The sequence below is a fragment of the Stutzerimonas marianensis genome, from assembly GCF_022810315.1.
In the GTDB taxonomy this organism is placed as follows: Bacteria; Pseudomonadota; Gammaproteobacteria; order Pseudomonadales; family Pseudomonadaceae; genus Stutzerimonas; species Stutzerimonas marianensis.
Map to the genome: position 1 here is coordinate 49,367 of NZ_JALGRD010000014.1, position 18,456 is coordinate 67,822.

Below are 18,456 nucleotides of genomic sequence, written 5' to 3' on the forward strand. Positions count from 1 at the left end.
CGTGCATCAGGAACTTACAGCTGGCTCATGAAGGCGTGCCGCCTTATCAAGGCCCAGGACGCGCCTATTCCGGAAGTCAAGCATGCGATAGCGAAGACGCTAGGCGATTCAGCGGCGGCGGCTGCCTGGTTGATGTCGTATTTCCGCCCAAATAAAGAGGGCGACACCGAGGAAGATCCATACGTCCGCTAGGTTGAACGATGGCCAGTGCCACTGGGCATAGTGAAAATCGAGAAAATCCTCTACGTAGCCTAACCGCAAGCGATCTGCGACATTGCCCAACGCGCCGCCGAGGATCNCGATTCGTCATCCACGCCGATGTGCGCCTTCATGCCGAAGTAGTATTGCTGGCCTTTCTTGGTCTGGTGCATCTCCGGGTCGCGCTTGCCGTCCTTGTTCTTGGTTGAACTCGGCGCGTTGATCAGTGTGGCATCGACGATAGTGCCTTGGCGCAGCGACAGGCCGTGGTCACCCAGGTGGCCGTTGATCACAGCCAGGATGCCGGCAGCCAGCTCATGTTTCTCCAGCCCGGCTTTGGAGCTTTTTCCTGCGAGCCAATGCCATATGTAGACAAATCCCTTCCTTCTCACCCGATACAGAGTCTGCTCGCTGTGAGAATGGCAAGCGTTATGTATCCAACCGATGATACTGCCGAATTCGACGAAGCAGGAGCAAACCGAGTCCGAGTGCGATCACGCCAAGGATAGGCCAATCCCGCCAGCGCACATAAGGGGTCGCGCCAGTTCGGGGGGTCACTTCGGCGCTGAGGGTGGCTACGCGGAATTGAGGAGCGCGTGTAAGGACCTTTCCCTCATAGCTGACAGTTGCTGTGATGCCCGTGTTCGTGGCTCGCAGTAGGTCACGTCCGGTTTCGATGGCACGCANGGAGGCCGGCCGCGGATTCGCGGTGGTTGCCGATGAAGTTCGAAACCTGGCCAAGCGGACCCAGGAATCCATCGAGGAAATTCGCCAGGTCATCGAGCGCCTGCAAAACGGCACCCGCGAGGTGGTGTCGGCGATGCAGGACAGCCACAGCCAGGCCCAGGGCAGCGTGGGGCAGGTCGGAGAAGCGGTCGCTGCGCTGCGTCGAATCGGTGATGCGGTCGCTGTGATCTCGGACATGAACCTGCAGATCGCCAGTGCGGCCGAGCAGCAGAGCGCCGTGGCCGAAGAGATCAACCGAAATGTCGCGGGCATCCGCGACGTGACCGAGTCGCTGTCCGGTCAGGCCGACGAGTCGGCACGGGTCAGCCAGGCGCTCAACCAGTTGGCTAATCATCAGCAGAGCCTGATGAGCTATTTTCGGGTGTAACACCGACTAGCCGTTGACGGCTGCCGCAGATTAGGTTTTGATTCGCGCACTTTCTTTCGAATCGAAACTTATCAATGTCGAAACGCAACACACCGCAACGTCGTCACGCCATTCTTGCCCTGCTCAATGCGCAGGGCGAGGTGAGTGTCGATGAATTGTCCGGGCGTTTCGAGACGTCCGAGGTCACCATCCGCAAGGACCTCGCCGCGCTGGAAAAGAACGGCCTGCTGCTGCGTCGCTACGGTGGCGCAGTGCCCTTGCCGCAGGAACTGATCGGCGACACCGCGCTCCCTGTATCGCCATACAAGCAGGCCATCGCCCGTGCGGCTGTCGACCGCATCCGCGAGCATGCCCGCATCATCATCGACAGCGGCACCACCACCGCGGCGATGATTCCGCACCTGGGCCGCATGCATGGTCTGCTGGTCATGACCAACTCGCTGAACGTCGCCAACGCGCTGCGCGAGCTGGAGCACGAACCCACGCTGCTCATGACCGGTGGAACCTGGGACCCACACTCCGAATCCTTCCAGGGGCAAGTGGCCGAACAGGTCCTGCGCTCCTATGATTTCGACCAGCTGTTCATCGGTGCCGACGGCATCGACCTGCAGCGCGGCACCACGACGTTCAACGAACTGCTTGGCCTTTCGCGTGTGATGGCCGAGGTGGCGCGCGAAGTGATCGTACTGGCCGAGTCGGACAAGATCGGCCGGCGCATCCCCAATCTGGAACTTCCCTGGAATCGGATTCACACCCTCATCACCGACGATCGCCTCACTGACGAGGCGCGCTCGAGCATTCAGGCCCGCGGCGTCAAGCTGATCTGCGTGGCCGTTGAAACCCATCAGGAGACCTGACCATGTGTGGCATCGTTGGCGCCGTCGCCGAACGCAACATCACCGCAATTCTGCTCGAAGGGCTCAAGCGCCTGGAATACCGAGGCTATGACAGCGCCGGCATCGCCGTCCTCGATGCCTCGGGCACGCTGCATCGCCTGCGCCGTTCGGGCAAGGTCGCCGAGCTGGAGACGGCTCAGCAGCAGGAGCAGATCACTGGCCGGCTCGGCATTGCCCATACCCGCTGGGCCACCCATGGCGCGCCTTGTGAACGTAACGCGCACCCGCATTTTTCCGGTGACGACCTGGCCGTCGTGCACAACGGCATCATCGAAAACCACGAAGCGCTGCGCCACCAGCTCAAGGGCATGGGCTATGTGTTCCTGTCCGATACCGATACCGAGGTCATCGTTCACCTGCTGCACCACAAGCTGGGCGAGTTCGGCGATCTTGCCGTCGCGCTGAAGTCCGCGGTCAAGGAGCTCCATGGTGCCTATGGCCTGGCGGTGGTCAGCGCTCAGCAACCGGATCGTCTGCTTGCGGCGCGTAGTGGCAGCCCGCTGGTAATCGGTCTAGGCATGGGCGAGAACTTCCTCGCGTCGGACCAGCTGGCCTTGCGCCAGGTGACCGACCGTTTCATGTACCTGGAAGAAGGCGACATCGCCGAGATCCGCCGTGACAGCGTGCAGATCTGGAATGTCGAAGGCCAGCCGGTCGAGCGCGAAAGCGTGCAATACCACGAGGGCGCCGAGGCCGCCGACAAGGGCGAGTATCGCCATTTCATGCTCAAGGAGATCCACGAGCAGCCCAAGGTCGTGCAGCGCACTCTCGAAGGACGGCTGGGTGACCAGCAGGTGCTGGTGCAGGCATTCGGCCCCCAGGCGGCCGACCTGTTCGCCAAGGTGCGCAATGTGCAGATCGTCGCCTGCGGCACCAGCTATCACGCCGGCATGGTGGCACGCTACTGGTTGGAAGAGCTGGCCGGGATTCCCTGCCAGGTCGAGGTCGCCAGCGAGTTTCGCTACCGCAAGGTGGTGGTGCAGCCGGACACCCTGTTCGTCACCATTTCCCAGTCCGGCGAAACCGCCGACTCGCTGGCGGCGCTGCGCAACGCCAAGGCGCGTACGGAAAAGGAGGGTCGTTACCTGGCGAGCCTGGCGATCTGTAACGTCGGCACCAGCTCGCTGGTGCGCGAGTCCGACCTGACGCTGCTCACCCAGGCCGGGCCGGAGATCGGTGTCGCCTCGACAAAGGCCTTCACCACCCAGCTGGTCGGGTTGCTGCTGCTGACGCTCTCGCTGGGCCAGGTGCGCGGCACGCTGGCGGCCGCCGACGAGGCCGAGCTGGTCTCCGAGCTGCGTCGTCTGCCGACCCGCCTGGGTGAGGCGCTGGCGATGGATAGCCAGGTCGAGAAGATCTCCGAGCATTTCGCCGAAAAGCATCACACCTTGTTTCTGGGGCGCGGCGCGCAGTATCCGGTGGCGATGGAGGGCGCGCTCAAGCTCAAGGAAATCTCCTACATCCACGCTGAGGCCTATCCGGCGGGCGAGCTCAAGCATGGGCCGCTGGCGCTGGTGGACGCCGACATGCCCGTGGTGACCGTGGCGCCGAACAACGAGCTGCTGGAAAAGCTCAAGTCGAATCTGCAGGAGGTGCGCGCGCGGGGCGGCGAGCTGATCGTCTTCGCCGATCGCGAGGCCGGCATCGAGGACGGCGAAGGCATCGTCAGCCTGAGCATGCCGCACATCCACGACATCCTGGCGCCGATCCTCTACACCGTGCCGCTGCAACTGCTGTCGTATTACGTCGCCGTGCTGCGCGGAACCGATGTTGACCAGCCCCGCAACCTGGCCAAGTCCGTCACCGTCGAATGACGCAAGGACGGCCAGGGAAGCGGCTGTGGGATGCAAATAAAGATTCATCCGTACAAATAAAGTATCATCCTTATAAATAAAGTTTCATCCTGAGCCTGCATCCGCTATGTTGAAGTCATCGACATAGCGGGGGCAGGCTTTCTCATGTCTGGAACATTCAAGGGGCTGACCCAGGCCCAGATCGATAGAAGGCTCAAGGACGGGCGTGGCCAAGGCCAGGGGGTGGACTACAAGCCGTTTATCTACACCAGGGACGTATCCTCGCTGGGGCGCTCCCACCGCCTGCCTGGCAGCAAGACCCGGCGTTTACACCATCTTCTATCCGATCTTGAACTGGCCATCTTCCTGACCTTGGATCGGTCTCCTCATGTCACCGATATCCGTGAACAGTTTCCGATGAGGGTCGAAGATACGGTGCGCATCGCCGAGGAGCTTGGCCTGCCCCACGGGCGTTACAAGGGCACCCCGCAGGTACTGACCAGCGACTTTCTGGTGGACTTCGAAGATCCTCAGCGCCCGAGCATCGCGATTCAGGCCAAATACAGTGCTGACCTGCAGAAGCCTGAAGTCATCGAGAGGCTTGAGCTTGAAAGGCGCTACTGGCAGGAAAAAGGTATTCCCTGGGCCATCGTCACGGAACGTGAGGTATCCAGGGAGGCATTTGCCAACATCCAATGGCTCTATCCTGCCCATGCTGAAGACGACATCGCTCAGGACGATCTCGCCCATTACCAGCAGCTGTTTCTGCTCGAGTTTCAGCGTCACCCAGACCAGAAGCTGACCGCTATTGCCCAAGGACTGGATACCTCCGGCCAGCTGGAGGCCGGGCTGGCGCTCTATTGGCTACGCCAGTTGCTGGCCCGGCACTGTTTCCTTTTCGATCTGGAAATCCCTTACCGGGAGCTGAAGCCGAAAGACCTGGTTGCCAACGCTCATCAAATGCATCAGGAGCTGAGCAGTGTTTCCCGTTAATCAGGTGTTCCGGATAGGGGAACTGCGAAAGCGCCTGCTGTGGTCCGGCATCGAGCAGGCCATCTGGATCGATATCGATTCGGACACGGCGTTGCCCGAACCGATATCGGTTGCAGAGCTGGAGCGTCTGCTCATGGAGCGGGAGCTGGAGAGCATTGCCGATCCCTTCGAGGAGACAGTCCTACGGGAGGTGGAGGAAGGTTCTCTTGATCAGCAGAAGCGTGATGAAGCTTGGACCATGCTGGCGGATTTTGTGCACGATCCCCAGCTTTTCGTGCGGCGCCCCAGAGGGCTCATTGTCAGAGGCATCATGGAGCGCCATGGTGTCACCAATCAGACGGTGTACAGGTTACTGAGGCGCTACTGGCAGCGAGGCATGTGCAGGAATGCCCTCTTGCCGGACTATGTCAACTCGGGCGCCCGTGGCAAGCGCAGAAAGCCGAACCAGGCCAAGCTGGGCAGGCCCAGAGTGGTGATGGAGGGGAAAGGGAGCAATGTCACGCCGGACATCGAGCGCATTTTTCGCCGGGTCATCGAAGAACGCTTGCTCAAGGAAAAGCATCCGTCCATTCCTGATGCCTACGCCTCTGGGCTGAACCTGCTCCGTGCTGTTCTGCCGGAGCTGACGACCTCCGAACTGCCTACATTGGGGCAATTCCGTTACTTCTATGGGCGCGAATATCACTTCACCGACACCTTGCCACGCAGGGTGTCCGCAGTGGATTTTGCCAAGGATTTCCGACCTCTCAGCAGTACATCGACGACCGAGGCACTGGGGCCCGGATACCGCTACCAGATAGATGCCACCATCGCCGATATCTATCTGGTTTCAGAACATGATCGCAGCCTTATCGTCGGCAGGCCTGTTGTTTACATGGTGATCGACGTGTTCAGCCGCATGGTCGTTGGTATGTACGTCGGATTCGAGGGGCCTTCCTGGGTCAGTGCCATGGTGGCATTGGCCAACACGGTCGCCGACAAGGTTGAGTATTGCCGCCAGTATGGCGTGGAGATCGATGCCAGCGACTGGCCGGTCAAAGGCTTGCCGGATGTGGTGCTGGCCGATAAGGGCGAACTGAATGGCACCAAGGTGGAAGCATTTTCCCAAGCCTTCGGCGTTCGCATCGAGAATGCACCGGCCAGGCGAGGAGATGCCAAGGGGATCGTCGAGCGTTATTTCCGGACGGTGCAAGAGCGTTTCAAGCCCTATGCCAGCGGTGTGGTCGAGGACACCACCAGCCGGAAGCGGGGTGGCCACGACTACAGACTTGATGCCAGTCTGACCTTGCCCGAGTTCACCCAGATCATCATTGCCGGCATCCTCTACCACAACAACTTTCACACCTTGAGCAAATACGACAGGACCTCTGGTATGCCGGGCGATCTGCCAGCCATCCCTGTCATGCTGTGGAACTGGGGCTTGGCCAACCTGACCGGCCGATTACGTACTGCGCCCGAGGAGTTGGTGCGGATCAATCTTTTGCCCCATGAGTCGGCCACGGTTTCGGAGCTGGGAATCAGGCTGTTCGGCTGCTTCTACACCTGCCAGGAAGCAATCAGGGAGGGTTGGTTTCACCGAGGTCAGGGGCGCCGGCCGACAGGGGTAACGGTCGCATACGATCCGCGTAGCGCCGACCACATCTACCTGCGGCCATCCAATAGTCTCAAGGACTACTGGGTTTGCGATCTTGCCGACCGCAGTCGACGCTTCAGGGGGATGACCTTCTGGGATGTCTGGCTGCTGTCCAGAGAGGAACGGCGTAGCGATACCAACGCGGCGGCGGAAGCTTTGGTAGAGAGAGGCAATCTTCTGAAGCAGATCGAGTCCATCGTTGCCCAGGCAGAGGATGCCAGTCCGGTCAAAACGGGTATGACCACGAAGGATCTGGGAACCCAGATCCGCGAGAACAAGCAGCAGGAAAAGCGCCAGGAACGCCAGAAAACAGCATTCAAACTGGAGAAATCACAGCAGAAAAAGCCAGCCGAGGTGATCCCACTGCGGGGCGAGAAGCAGGAAGATTATGCCTTCCCAGATCTCAGTGACCTGATATTCAAGGAGGAAGAGGATGACTGAAGAATTCCAGCGCGGAGTCATTCCCCTGGCGCGTTACCAGGAGCAGCAGCTTCCTGAGTATCAGGACAATCCGCTCATCAGCGCATTGCCTCCGATTCCTGATCTGCAGGAGGTGGTCGGTCTATTGCAGCAGCTTCCCGGTTTCGAGCCGCAGGAGGCGCTTCTGGATGGTCGGCTCAGGGCACATGCAATTGCCCGCCTGTTGCACGGCTTCTTCCAGCCGCTGAGCCATCACTTGGAGCTGGAGAGCAAGATCAGCCTGATGATCCGTCAAGGGTACATCGGTCGGAATCCGGCCAGTGGTGCCTGGTATGCGCACCTGCAGAATGGCTATCGCCGTGTCGAGGAGGAGGATCTGGATGCGGCGGTGTACCAGAGTGTCTCCTCTACGGCCAACAGCCTGTCGCTGTTCGGCTGCTCCGGTTGCGGCAAGACGCGCACGCTGGAGCGGATTCTGGGCATGTACCCCCAAGCCCTCCATCACCCTGATTACAACATCACTCAACTGGTCTATCTGAAGGTCGACTGCCCAATTGATGGTGACTTGGATGAGCTGTGCCTGAGCTTCTTCAACGAAGTAGACAAGATCCTAGGTACCCACTACAGCCGTAGCCACGGACGCAAGAAGCTGGGTACCAAACGTCTGCTGGCATCCATGTGCCAGGTAGCCAATCTGCACGCGCTCGGAGTGCTGATCATCGACGAGGTTCAGAACCTCAACGAGGCACGCTCCGGTGGTGCCGAAAAAATGCACAATTTCTTCGTGTCGCTGGTGAACACCATCGGTGTTCCGATCATTCAGGTCGGCACCCACCGGGCCAGCAAGTTCTTCCAGCGCACGTTCCGGGCTGCTCGGCGGGTCTCCGGGTTGGGCAGCATCCGCTGGGATAGGTTGCCTCGGGACGAGCATTGGAAGCGTCTGTTGAAGCGGCTCTGGAAGTATCAGTGGCTGCGAAATGCGGCGCCGCTGGATGATGAACTGGAGGCTACGATGTACGACCTCACCCAAGGGGTCATGGACATCGTCATCAAGCTGTTCGCGCTGGCGCAGATCCGGGCGATAGTGACAGGTGTCGAGTGCATCAAGCCGCTGTTGCTGCGCAGGGTTTTCGAGGACGAGTTCAAACCGGTCCATCCGATGCTAGCGGCCTTGCGGAGCGGTAGGCCCGAGCTGATCGCCAAATATGACGACCTGCTGATGCCAGAGATCGAGGGACGGTTGCTGACCCTGACTCGCTCTCTGGATAGCGTCCCCCAACCTAAACCGCCGGCCCCTCCGGCTGATGACAAGGCAAAGCGGCTGGCCGCCCTGCTCGAAGGTATGGAAATCCCGAGGGACATTGCCATTCCCATGGCCGATGAATTGTTGGCGGAGAATCCGGACATCCCGCTGGCGGCCCTGATTCACAAGGCCACGGCCTACCTCGCGCAGGACGCTCCCAAGAGGCCCGGCATTTCCAGAGTTAAGCGGACGGAGTGGGGGGGCCTATCCGAGGAGGATCTGCGCCGACGTTATGCCGATGGGCCTGAAAGCGAGGCCTATGACAGATTCAAGCAGGCTGGCTTGATCCTCGATCTGCGGCCTCTGCTGAGAGCGAGCTGACATGTACTTCCCCAGGCTCTACCCGGACGAACTGCTTTACAGCGGTATTGCCCGGTGCCGGGTACATCTGGGGATAGGCAACCACAAGACCTTGCTGCACATGCTTTTCGGTGACAGCAAGGTTGCCGCGATCACCGATCTGCCCACACACCTGACTGCGTTGGCGAACAACACGGGCTTGGATGCGGAAGGCATAATCCTGAATCACACGCTGTTCCCGCTCTATGCCCCTTTCATTCCGCCGGAGCGCCGTACCGATCTTTTTCAGGCCATGCTTGCTCCCGACCGGCCGACGATTGGTCTGTCTGGGGCCTCGACGGCCTTGGTCAAGTGGCCCGATTGGCTGCGTTACTGCCCGATCTGCTTTGAAGATATGGCTGCGCGCTACGGTGAACCCTTCTGGCGGCGTAGCTGGCAGATTCAAGGGATAGATGCCTGTCCCGAGCATGGCTGTCAGCTCCTGAACTCACCTATCCCGTTCCGTCGAGCGCAGCGGCACGAGTTTCATCCAGCCTCTCCACTGTTTCTGCCCCGTGATCTTCGCGTGAGTCCCGTGGGCGAAGAGGCTATCAGGCTCGCCAAGGCTGCTATGCAGCTGCTGGCGCTCGAAGAGGTGCAATCGCCTGGCTACGGACGCTGGACCAACCTGTACCGGTACCTGGCTACAGAGTGCGGCGCCAGGCGCGGCCGGCAGGTCAGGGCTGAAGTCATCTGGGAGAAGATCCTGGCATCCCATCGCAGGGATTGGCTTGCTGCGAACGGTCTGCTGACATCCGGGGAGCCTCCGCCCTGGCTGTTGGCGATGTTCAGGAAGCATCGCAAGGGATTCAGTGCGCTGCAGCATCTGATCGTCTGGACCAGTCTGCGCCCCGGCCAGCATGCTGGCGAGCTGATCAGCGAGGCGAAGACTCGCCAGGTCGACCTTGCCTCCGACCGGTCAGTGCAGCTGCTCCCCGCTGAGTTTGAACAAAAGCAGCAATACCGAGCCGTTTGGCTGCAAGCACTGGCTAATCACGGTGGCGCCAAGGCTGCCAGGCAAAACGGAGGAGAGGCATGTTACGCCTGGCTCTATCGTCATGACCGAAGCTGGCTGATGGCTGCAAATCAGGCCAGACCGCGCCGACAGGGCAACAACAGCCATGTTGACTGGCAAGCGCGGGACAGAAAGCTGGTACGCCTGCTGATCCGAATTGGCAGAGACAGCGAAGAAGACCGGAGCCTTCCGCGCAGGAGTCGCAACTGGTTCCTGCAGCAGCTACCCCATCGGGCATCAGTCGAGCATCATCTCGCTCAACTGCCCCTGTGCCGTACTTTCCTGGATCGCTATGCCGAGTCTGTCGGGGAATATCAGATCCGTCGCCTGACTGCAGCAATGCTGGAGGATGTACAGACTGGCATAACGTCCAGGCGCTGGGAGCTGGAAAAGCGTTGTGGGTTAGAAAAGAGCAAGATGGCACCTCTGACCACTGAGTTCATTCGATTGGTAGGAAGTTGGATTGAATAGGACAGTATTTCGTCAGATCCCGAACGGATCCAGGTTGCTGGCCGTTGGAAATTTTTTCAGGGCCCCGACTTCGGCGGCCGAGTGGCGCTTGGCGGCTCTCTTTGAGCGTAACGGTCAGCTGCAGCTGCAGCGGTTCGCACCGGAGATGTCGTGTGTCTTGGCCGTTGGTCGCGAGTTTCTTGGCGAAGAAGGGGCTCCTTATCGTCCCAGTGGTTTCAAGAAGACGGTGGTGCTTCCTGCAATAGATACCTGGCGGGAACGGCAGTTGGGTGAGTGCCCACGTCTGGCCAGAAGGCTTGCTGCAAATCCTGAGATATCTGGACAGCGATGCTTTGTGTTCGAGGTCGATGGTCTGACCGTCTGGTTGCCGAAATTCGAGCTGGCGCGAAAACTGTTCTTCCACGCTGCCTTCATCGTCCGTGCAGCCTTCGCACCGAATGGCTTGGACATGGTCTTCACGCTCTACAGAGAAGGCGATGTTGTTCATATCCATACGCCCCCGAAGACAGGTGCGCCAAGTCAGCTTCTCAAAATCAAGGGATACAGAGACCATTTCAGTTGGCTGCTGCTGAATCAGGATGTGAAGCGATCCTTCGAGTCAATCTGGCAAAGCCTCAATCAAAGGCAAGAGCGGGTACCGCAAGAGTCGGCGTATGCCAGGTGGCAGTTCGACTTCATGGCACCCCCTTCCCTCGTGGGTACCACCATGGATGTGCGAGGCCCCTTTGATCCGGAAAGCAACGAATTGCTGGTCTGGGAGATCGAAAAGCTTCAGGGGCTCCGGTTTAGCCATCGCGGTGATATTTTTTTCCACCATCCTGCTCTCAAGTTACCCGTCAGGGGAGATAGCACAGGCTGTGTATCCGTGCCATCGGGAGCCAAGGAGTTGGAGGTGGATACTGACGAAGAGCCGACTGCTGCCAAGGAGCAGAGGTTGATTCACCTGCCCGTTGAGGGAGTCACGTTTGATGCTCAGCTGCGCACCAAGATCGCCTACAACGGGGAGCGTGCCAACGCTCATGGCAAGAAGGTCGACGACGAGCAATGCCCGAGCAGAGAAAGCCAACTCTTCGGTGTGGCTGATCCTGTGAGCGAGGGCAGCATAGCGTCAGGAGAATTCCAACAATTGGGTGAGGGAGAGGGTGATGGGGACGAGCATGAACGGCTTGCAGATCGTTTCTCGCTGCTCCGAGAGATTCTTGAACAAATCACCCAAGAGTCTGGAGTTGCGCTGGTAGCACTGGAGGTGAGGCCTCTGCCGCCCGTTCCACGTTGCAGCTACCACATGATCGATCACGAAAAATCACGCTGCTATCTGCTGGCAAGGTTCAAACTACAAAACGGCGATCAACGCTACCTTCTAGAAATAGATACCTCAGACAACCGGAAGACCATGTCAACGCGGATCATGGGCTTCAAAGCCGGTGTTGAGGCAGGAAAATGCATAGACAGAATCTTGAGGGAGACAGTGAAAGGCTCGTTGCGCTGGCCAGGCACCATGGCGAAGTACTGTGAGCCTTTGCACTCTGTGCATCACCCGAAAGAAGGTCCGCCTGATGCCTATCAGGCCAGAGTATCTGGATGGAAGCAGCGGATACGCGCGGCCCTAGGCTGATTGCAGAATGCACCGCAGTTCGGCTGCGACACATCTTGTCGTGCGCTCCAGGTAGCCTCCCCGAAACTGCCCGGAGCCGTGCCAAGGCGGTGTAGGCACGGCCGGCTACTGGCTCCCGCCCAGCCGAGCGGTTAAGGTTCTCCACCTATCTAGACACCCTGCAGGGACGCGGCATTCAGGCGCGTTCCCGATTTCCGTAAGGATCAGCCTGTGAACCAGCAAAACCTCGCCGACTTCATCTGGAACGTGGCCGACGTGCTGCGTGGCGACTTCAAGCAGTCCGAGTTTGGCCGCATCATCCTGCCGTTCACCGTGCTGCGTCGTCTGGAGTGCGTGCTGGAACCGACCCGCGAGGCGGTGCGCACGCAGTACCAGGCGCTCCACGCCAGCGGCGTTGATCTCGACCTGCTGCTGCCCGGCACGGCCGGCGCGACCTTCTACAACGTCTCGCAGTTCTCCCTGGCCAGCCTCGGCTCCACCAGTACGCGGGCGAACCTCGAGGACTACATCGCCAAGTTCTCTGCCAACGCCCGTCAGGTGTTCGAGCACTTCGCCTTCGACGGCTGGCTGGCCAAGCTGGAAACCGCCAACCTGCTGTACCTGGTGACGCAGAAGTTCGCCAGCATCGACCTGCACCCGGAAGCCATCAGCAACCACGAAATGGGCCTGGTGTTCGAGCACCTGATCCGCAAGTTCGCCGAGTCGGCCAACGACACCGCCGGGGAGTTCTTCACCCCGCGCGACGTGGTGCGCCTGGCCACCACCCTGGTATTCGCCCCCGATCATCAGGCGCTCAATGGCGAGGGTGTGGTGCGTACCGTGTACGACTGCGCCGCTGGCACCGGCGGCTTCCTGTCCTCGGCCATCGAGCAGGTGGGCGAGTGGAACCCCAATGCCCGCCTGGTGCCTTACGCCCAGGAACTCAACCCGGAAACCTACGCCATCTCCGTGGCGGACAAGCTGATCCAGGGCTTCGAGACCCGCAACATCAAGCTCGGTAACACCCTGAGCAATGACCAGTTGCCCCACGAGCAGTTCGATTACTGCCTGGCCAACCCGCCGTTCGGCGTGAAGTGGGAGAAGGTACAGAAGCAGGTGCAGGACGAGCACAGCCAGCAGGGCTTCGCCGGCCGCTTCGGTCCCGGCCTGCCACGGGTGGGCGATGGTTCGCTGCTGTTCCTCATGCACCTACTGTCCAAGCGCAAGCCGGTTGAGCTGGGCGGCAGCCGCATCGGCATCGTGCTGTCCGGCTCGCCGCTGTTCAACGGTGGCGCCGGCTCGGGCGAGTCGGAGATCCGCCGCTGGATTCTGGAGAACGACTGGCTGGAGGCGATCATCGCGCTGCCCACCGACCTGTTCTACAACACCGGCATCGGCACCTACGTGTGGATTCTCTCCAACCACAAGGACGCGCTGCGCAAGGGCAAGGTCCAGCTGATCGATGCCAGCGCCATGCACGCACCGATGCGCAAGAGCCTGGGCAGCAAGCGCAAGTACCTGTCCGATGAGCAGATCGCCGAGATCGCCAAGCTGCACGAAGCGTTCGAGGAAGGCCCGAACAGCAAGATCTTCGCCACCACCGACTTCGGCTACCGGCGCATCACCGTCGAGCGCCCGCTGCGCCTGCGCTTCTCGGTCACCGCGGACAAGCTCGCCACCTACCAGAACACCAAGGGCTCCGATCAGGCCGAAGCCTTCGCCACGGTGGAAGGCAGCTTCGACAACCTGCCGGCTTTCCTCAAGGCCGCAGGCATCAAGAAGCTCTCCAAGGGCGCGCAGAAGGCTGTGCTGGCCTGCTTCGGCGAACGTGACGCCGAGGCCCAGCCGGTGCTGGACGACAAGGGCAATGTGCAGTCGGATTCTGATCTGCGCGAGTTCGAGAACGTCCCCCTCAACCAGTCCATCCAGGACTACTTCGAGCGCGAGGTGCTGCCCCATGTGCCGGACGCCTGGATCGACACCGGCAAGACGGACGCGAAGGATGGTCAGGTCGGCATCGTCGGCTACGAGATCAACTTCAACCGCTACTTCTACGTCTACCAGCCGCCGCGCCCGCTGGCTGAGATCGATGCCGATCTCAAGGCGGTGGAAGCCGAGATCGCCGCGCTGCTGGGGGAGGTGACGGCATGAGCCATTACAAGCCGTATCCGGCCTACAAGGATTCCGGGGTGGAGTGGTTGGGGCAGGTGCCGGAGCATTGGACTATTGGCCCGTACAAGGCAACTATTCAGATCGAAAACGGCTCGGATTACAAAGAGGTTGAGTCGGATGACGGTTACCCCGTGATCGGCTCTGGTGGTCCGTTCGCATATTCTTCGAAGCGGATGTACGACGGGGAGTCGGTCCTTCTAGGTAGAAAAGGAACCATTGATAAGCCGCTCTACGTCAATGGTGCTTTCTGGGCGGTAGACACCATGTACTGGTCGATCATAAAGCCTGGAGCACATGGGCGATTTGCGTACTACATCGCAACGACCATCCCTTTCGACATGTACTCAACAAACACCGCGTTGCCAAGCATGACTAAAAGTGTGCTGGGCTCGCACCTTGTTGCTTTCCCAGGCTTCGAAGAGCAACAGGTTATTGCTAACCACCTCGATCGCGAAACCGCCCGCATCGACGCGCTGGTGGCGAAGAAGACCCGCTTTATCGAGCTGCTGCGCGAAAAGCGCCAGGCGCTGATCACCCATGCCGTCACCAAGGGCCTCGATCCCAACGTGAAGATGAAGGACTCCGGCGTGGAGTGGCTGGGAGAGGTGCCGGAGCATTGGGAGGTCAAGCGTCTGAAGTTCGTTGCTACGGTGCAGACCGGCATTGCAAAGGGCAAAGACAATGCAGACAAGGATACTGTTGAGATTCCATATCTGCGCGTTGCCAACGTGCAGGATGGCTACCTTGATCTGGACGAGGTTGCAACCTTAGAAGTGTCTAGTGCTGATCTGTCTCGCTACCTGCTGCAGCCAGGTGATGTGCTGATGAATGAAGGTGGTGACTTTGACAAGCTCGGCCGAGGGCATGTCTGGCATGGGCAGATTGACCCCTGTATTCATCAGAACCACGTTTTTGCCGTTCGTCCTCACTCGGTCCGGCCCGAGTGGTTGAATGCATACACCAGCTCCAGTGCTGCCCAGTTTTATTTCATGGGGCGCTCGAAGCAGAGTACGAATCTGGCATCCATTTCCTCAAGTAATCTGATGGAATTGCCTGTACCGCTGCCGGGTGATGATGAGCAGTGCCAGATTCTTCAGGCAGTGCAGGAAAGAGCAAGCAGATTGGATGGTTTGCTCGCCAAAACCAACCGCAGCATCGTCCTTCTGAAGGAGCGTCGCGCTGCCCTGGTCACCGCCGCCATCACCGGCCAGATCGACTTGCGCGAAGCCGTATGACCCGTTGATTCGGAGCGCACCGCGTTCCGAATCGGCAACCAATACCTGGAGCAAGGAAAGGCCCATGAGCCACATCCACCACGAATGCGAACTGGAACGCCACATCGTCGAGCAGCTGGAGGCTGCAGGGTGGCGGGTGGGCAAGTCTGCCGACTACGACGCCGCGCGTGCGCTATTTCCCGAGGACGTGATCGGCTGGCTGGACGATGCCCAGCCGCAGGCCATGGCCAAGCTGCGCGCCATGAACGGCGCCGGCACCGAGGCGGTGATCCTCGACCGGCTGGTCAAGCAGCTGGAGAACAAGGCCGAGGGCGGCACGGTGAACGTGCTGCGCTATGGCTTCGCCGTGGCTGGCGGCGGCACCCTGGCGATGAGCCAGGGCCTGCCCGAGGACGAGCGCAACGACACGGTGATCCAGCGCTACGCCGCCAACCGCCTGCGCGTGGTGCCGCAGCTGCGCTACTCGCTGGACAAGGCCGACGAGATCGACCTGGCGTTGTTCATCAACGGCATCCCGGTGGCCACGGTGGAGCTGAAGACCGACTTCACCCAGTCGGTGCAGGCTGCCATGCAGCAGTACCGTATGGACCGCCGTCCCGAGCGCAAGAGCGGCGGCAGCGAGCCGCTGCTGACCTTCAAGCGCGGTGCGGTGGTGCATTTCGCCATGAGCGACAGCGACATCCGCATGACCACCAAGCTGGCCGGCGACTCGACCTTCTTCCTGCCGTTCAACCGCGGCAACGATGGGGCGGCCGGCAATCCGCCCTGCGAGGACGGCTATCCGGTCAGCTACTTCTGGGAGCGCGTGCTGCAGAAGGAAAACTGGCTGCACATCTTCCAGCGCTTCGTGCTGCAGGAGCGCAAGGAGGCCCAGGACGCCAGCGGCAAGACCTACTACAAGGAGGCGCTGATCTTCCCGCGCTTCCACCAGTGGGAAGGCGTAACGCGGATGATCGATGCGGTGCGCGTCGAGGGCGTCGGCCAGCCGTACCTGATCCAGCACAGCGCCGGCTCCGGCAAGACCAACACCATCGCCTGGACCGCGCACTCGCTGATCCGCGTGCGTCGCCCGGACGGCGAGCCGTACTTCCACAGCGTGATCGTGGTGACCGACCGCCAGGTGCTCGACCAGCAGCTGCAGGACGCCATCCAGCAGATCGAGCATCAGGCCGGGGTGGTCTGCGCCATCGACCGCCAGCAGTCCAGCCTGCCGAAGAGCCAGCAGCTGGCCAAGGCGATGCTGGACGGCGTGCCGATCATCGTCTGCACCCTGCAGACCTTCCCCTACGCGCAGAAGGCCATCCTCGGCGAGAAGAGCCTGCGCGACCGCCGCTTCGCCATCATCATCGACGAGGCGCACAGCTCCACCGGCGGCAGCACCGCCGACGACCTGCGCTATGTCCTCACCGGACAGAGCGAGGAGGAGTGGGAGAAGCTCAGCAAGGAGCAGCGCCTGTCGGTCTGGCAGTCGTCGCGGCAGCGGCCGGGCAATGCCAGCTACTTCGCCTTCACCGCCACGCCCAAGCATTCGACCCTCAGCCTGTTCGGCCGCCCGCGCAATCCGGCGCAGCCGGTCAGCCAGGACAACCCGCCGGCGCCGTTCCACCTCTACACCATGCAGCAGGCCATCGAGGAGGGCTTCATCCTCGACGTGCTGAAGAACTACACCAGCTACCAGGTAGCGTTCAAAATTGGCAGTGAGTTCGTCGACGACAAGCGCGTGGACGAGAAGAGCGGCAAGCGTGCGCTGGCCAAGTGGCTGTCGCTCAACCCGGTGAACGTCGGCCAGAAGGTCGAACTGATCGTCGAGCACTTCCGCAAGAACGTCGCCCACCTGCTCGGCGGCCAGGCCAAGGCCATGGTGGTCACCGGCTCACGCGCGGCGGCGGTGAAGTACCACCTGGCGCTGCAGGACTACTGCCAGCGCAAGGGCTACGACAACGTGCAAGCCATGGTGGCGTTCTCCGGCGAGGTGCCCAATGCCGAGGTCAAGGAGCCGAGCCTGTCGGCGGACCACCAGTTCAGCGAGGCTAACCTCAACCCCGGCCTGAACGGGCGCGACATGCGCAAGGTGTTCGACACGCCCGACTACCGGGTGATGATCGTCGCCAACAAGTACCAGACCGGCTTCGACCAGCCCAAGCTGGTGGCCATGTACCTGGACAAGAAGATCTCTGGCGTCGAGGCGGTGCAGACCCTTTCGCGGTTGAACCGCACCTTCCCCGGCAAGGACAAGACCTACGTGATCGACTTCGCCAACGAGGCGGAGGAGATCCTCGCGGCGTTCAAGACCTTCTACCGCGACGCCCAGGTGGCGGATGTCCAGGACCCGAACATCGTCTACGACATCAAGCAGCGTCTGGACGGCATGTTCATATACGAGCAGGCCGAAGTGGCGGCGTTCGGCGAGGCCATCGTCGACAAGAATGTCACCCACCAGAAGCTCTACAGCCTGACCCAGGCGGCTACCGACCGCTTCAACGGCAAGCTGAAGATCCTCAACGACGCCATCGACCAGTGGGAGAAGGCCTGGGAGACGGCCCACGACAGCGGTGACGAACAGGGCATGGAGTACGCCGACGTGCAGCGCGCGGAATACTGCAAGAAGCGCGACGAGCTGATGATCTTCAGCGAGAGCCTGTCCAAGTTCGTGCGCAGCTACGAGTACATCGCCCAGCTGGTGGAGTTCGGTGACCCGGCGCTGGAGGCCTTCGCCAGCTATGCCCGCCTGCTGCGCAAGCGCCTCAAGGGTATCAGCGCCGAGCAGGTGGATCTGGGCGACCTCAAGCTCAGCCACTACAAGATCAAGAAGGGCGAAGGGCTGGTCGGCGTCGCTGTGCAGGCCGAGGTACCGGGCCTTTACGGCATGACCGACAACGGCCTGCGTGAGGCCCGCGATCGCGAGAAGCAGTACCTCACCGACCTGATCGAGAAGCTCAACAATGCCTTCGGCCAGGGCATCACCGACACCGACCAGGTGGCCTTCGCCGTTCACGTCTCCGAGAAACTGCGCACCGACAGCGTGGTGATGGCCCAGGTGCAGAACAACCCCATGGAACAGGCCATGAAGGCCGACCTGCCGATCAAGGCGATCCAGGCCATCGCCGGCGCAATGAGCAGCCACCAGACCATGGCCACCAAGCTGCTCAGCGACGAGGCGACGAGGGATGTGTTCCTGACGGTGGTGTATGAGCTGCTGAAGAAGGATGCGGGGGCGGAGCTGTTGAGTTCGGCCAGAGGTTGAGTAGGCTGACCGGGTGCTTGACCGTACTCGACGGCG

Annotated in this window: 11 protein-coding genes and 2 pseudogenes; 11 read left to right on the top strand and 2 right to left on the bottom strand. The window is 60.8% G+C overall.

Going from position 1 to position 18,456, the window contains the following annotated elements:
* Positions 1 to 108: 108 nt before the first annotated feature.
* Together MST27_RS20630 and MST27_RS20635 are read right to left on the bottom strand one after the other, a co-directional pair.
* Positions 109 to 282, bottom strand: a complete 174-nt coding sequence (locus MST27_RS20630; protein ID WP_420864259.1) for a signal peptidase II — start codon at positions 280 to 282, stop codon at positions 109 to 111.
* A gap of 17 nt (positions 283 to 299) precedes the next feature.
* Positions 300 to 527 (bottom strand): annotated as a pseudogene (locus tag MST27_RS20635) (transposase); the annotation flags it as partial.
* A gap of 359 nt (positions 528 to 886) precedes the next feature.
* Here MST27_RS20635 and MST27_RS20640 point away from each other — a divergent pair.
* The 11 genes and pseudogenes from MST27_RS20640 to MST27_RS20690 all read left to right on the top strand — a co-directional run.
* A pseudogene (locus MST27_RS20640) lies at positions 887 to 1,312 on the top strand (methyl-accepting chemotaxis protein); the annotation flags it as partial.
* A 74-nt stretch (positions 1,313 to 1,386) separates the two neighbouring features.
* Positions 1,387 to 2,169, top strand: coding sequence for a DeoR/GlpR family DNA-binding transcription regulator (locus tag MST27_RS20645; protein ID WP_243607786.1), 783 nt, complete (start codon positions 1,387 to 1,389; stop codon positions 2,167 to 2,169).
* Positions 2,170 to 2,171: 2 nt separating this feature from the next.
* The gene (gene glmS / locus MST27_RS20650) at positions 2,172 to 4,022 is read left to right on the top strand and encodes a glutamine--fructose-6-phosphate transaminase (isomerizing) (RefSeq protein WP_243607787.1); all 1,851 of its coding nucleotides are present in this window, start codon (positions 2,172 to 2,174) and stop codon (positions 4,020 to 4,022) included.
* Positions 4,023 to 4,166: 144 nt separating this feature from the next.
* A complete protein-coding gene (locus MST27_RS20655) occupies positions 4,167 to 4,994 on the top strand; it encodes a heteromeric transposase endonuclease subunit TnsA (RefSeq protein ID WP_046622206.1) in 828 nt (275 codons plus the stop codon).
* A gap of 13 nt (positions 4,995 to 5,007) precedes the next feature.
* Positions 5,008 to 7,068, top strand: coding sequence for a Mu transposase C-terminal domain-containing protein (locus MST27_RS20660; RefSeq protein ID WP_052742232.1), 2,061 nt, complete (start codon positions 5,008 to 5,010; stop codon positions 7,066 to 7,068).
* Entirely contained in the window at positions 7,061 to 8,671 is a 1,611-nt protein-coding gene (locus MST27_RS20665; RefSeq protein WP_046622200.1) for an ATP-binding protein, read from the top strand. Before MST27_RS20660 ends, MST27_RS20665 begins: the two co-directional genes overlap by 8 nt.
* A gap of 1 nt (position 8,672) precedes the next feature.
* Positions 8,673 to 10,175: a TnsD family Tn7-like transposition protein gene (locus tag MST27_RS20670; protein WP_243607788.1), complete on the top strand. Its 1,503-nt coding sequence runs from the start codon at positions 8,673 to 8,675 to the stop codon at positions 10,173 to 10,175.
* On the top strand, positions 10,168 to 11,790 hold the full coding sequence (locus MST27_RS20675) for a Tn7-like element transposition protein TnsE (RefSeq protein WP_032174388.1): 1,623 nt from the start codon (positions 10,168 to 10,170) through the stop codon (positions 11,788 to 11,790). The genes MST27_RS20670 and MST27_RS20675 overlap by 8 nt, the downstream gene beginning before the upstream one ends.
* 210 nt (positions 11,791 to 12,000) lie before the next feature.
* A complete protein-coding gene (locus tag MST27_RS20680; protein WP_243607790.1) occupies positions 12,001 to 13,920 on the top strand; it encodes a type I restriction-modification system subunit M in 1,920 nt (639 codons plus the stop codon).
* Positions 13,917 to 15,176, top strand: a complete 1,260-nt coding sequence (locus tag MST27_RS20685) for a restriction endonuclease subunit S (protein WP_243607791.1) — start codon at positions 13,917 to 13,919, stop codon at positions 15,174 to 15,176. Before MST27_RS20680 ends, MST27_RS20685 begins: the two co-directional genes overlap by 4 nt.
* Positions 15,177 to 15,240: 64 nt before the next feature.
* Positions 15,241 to 18,420 (top strand): type I restriction endonuclease subunit R, encoded by a 3,180-nt coding sequence (locus MST27_RS20690; RefSeq protein ID WP_243607792.1) that lies wholly within the window; start codon positions 15,241 to 15,243, stop codon positions 18,418 to 18,420.
* The last annotated feature ends 36 nt before the right edge of the window (positions 18,421 to 18,456 follow it).

Excerpts from the sequence above, each read along its gene's own strand:
- MST27_RS20665 (WP_046622200.1), top strand. The coding sequence starts at position 7,061 with ATGACTGAAGAATTCCAGCGCGGAGTCATTCCCCTGGCGCGTTACCAG.
- MST27_RS20655 (WP_046622206.1), top strand. The coding sequence starts at position 4,167 with ATGTCTGGAACATTCAAGGGGCTGACCCAGGCCCAGATCGATAGAAGG.
- glmS (WP_243607787.1), top strand. The coding sequence starts at position 2,172 with ATGTGTGGCATCGTTGGCGCCGTCGCCGAACGCAACATCACCGCAATT.
- MST27_RS20685 (WP_243607791.1), top strand. The coding sequence starts at position 13,917 with ATGAGCCATTACAAGCCGTATCCGGCCTACAAGGATTCCGGGGTGGAG.
- MST27_RS20690 (WP_243607792.1), top strand. The coding sequence starts at position 15,241 with ATGAGCCACATCCACCACGAATGCGAACTGGAACGCCACATCGTCGAG.
- MST27_RS20670 (WP_243607788.1), top strand. The coding sequence starts at position 8,673 with ATGTACTTCCCCAGGCTCTACCCGGACGAACTGCTTTACAGCGGTATT.
- MST27_RS20645 (WP_243607786.1), top strand. The coding sequence starts at position 1,387 with ATGTCGAAACGCAACACACCGCAACGTCGTCACGCCATTCTTGCCCTG.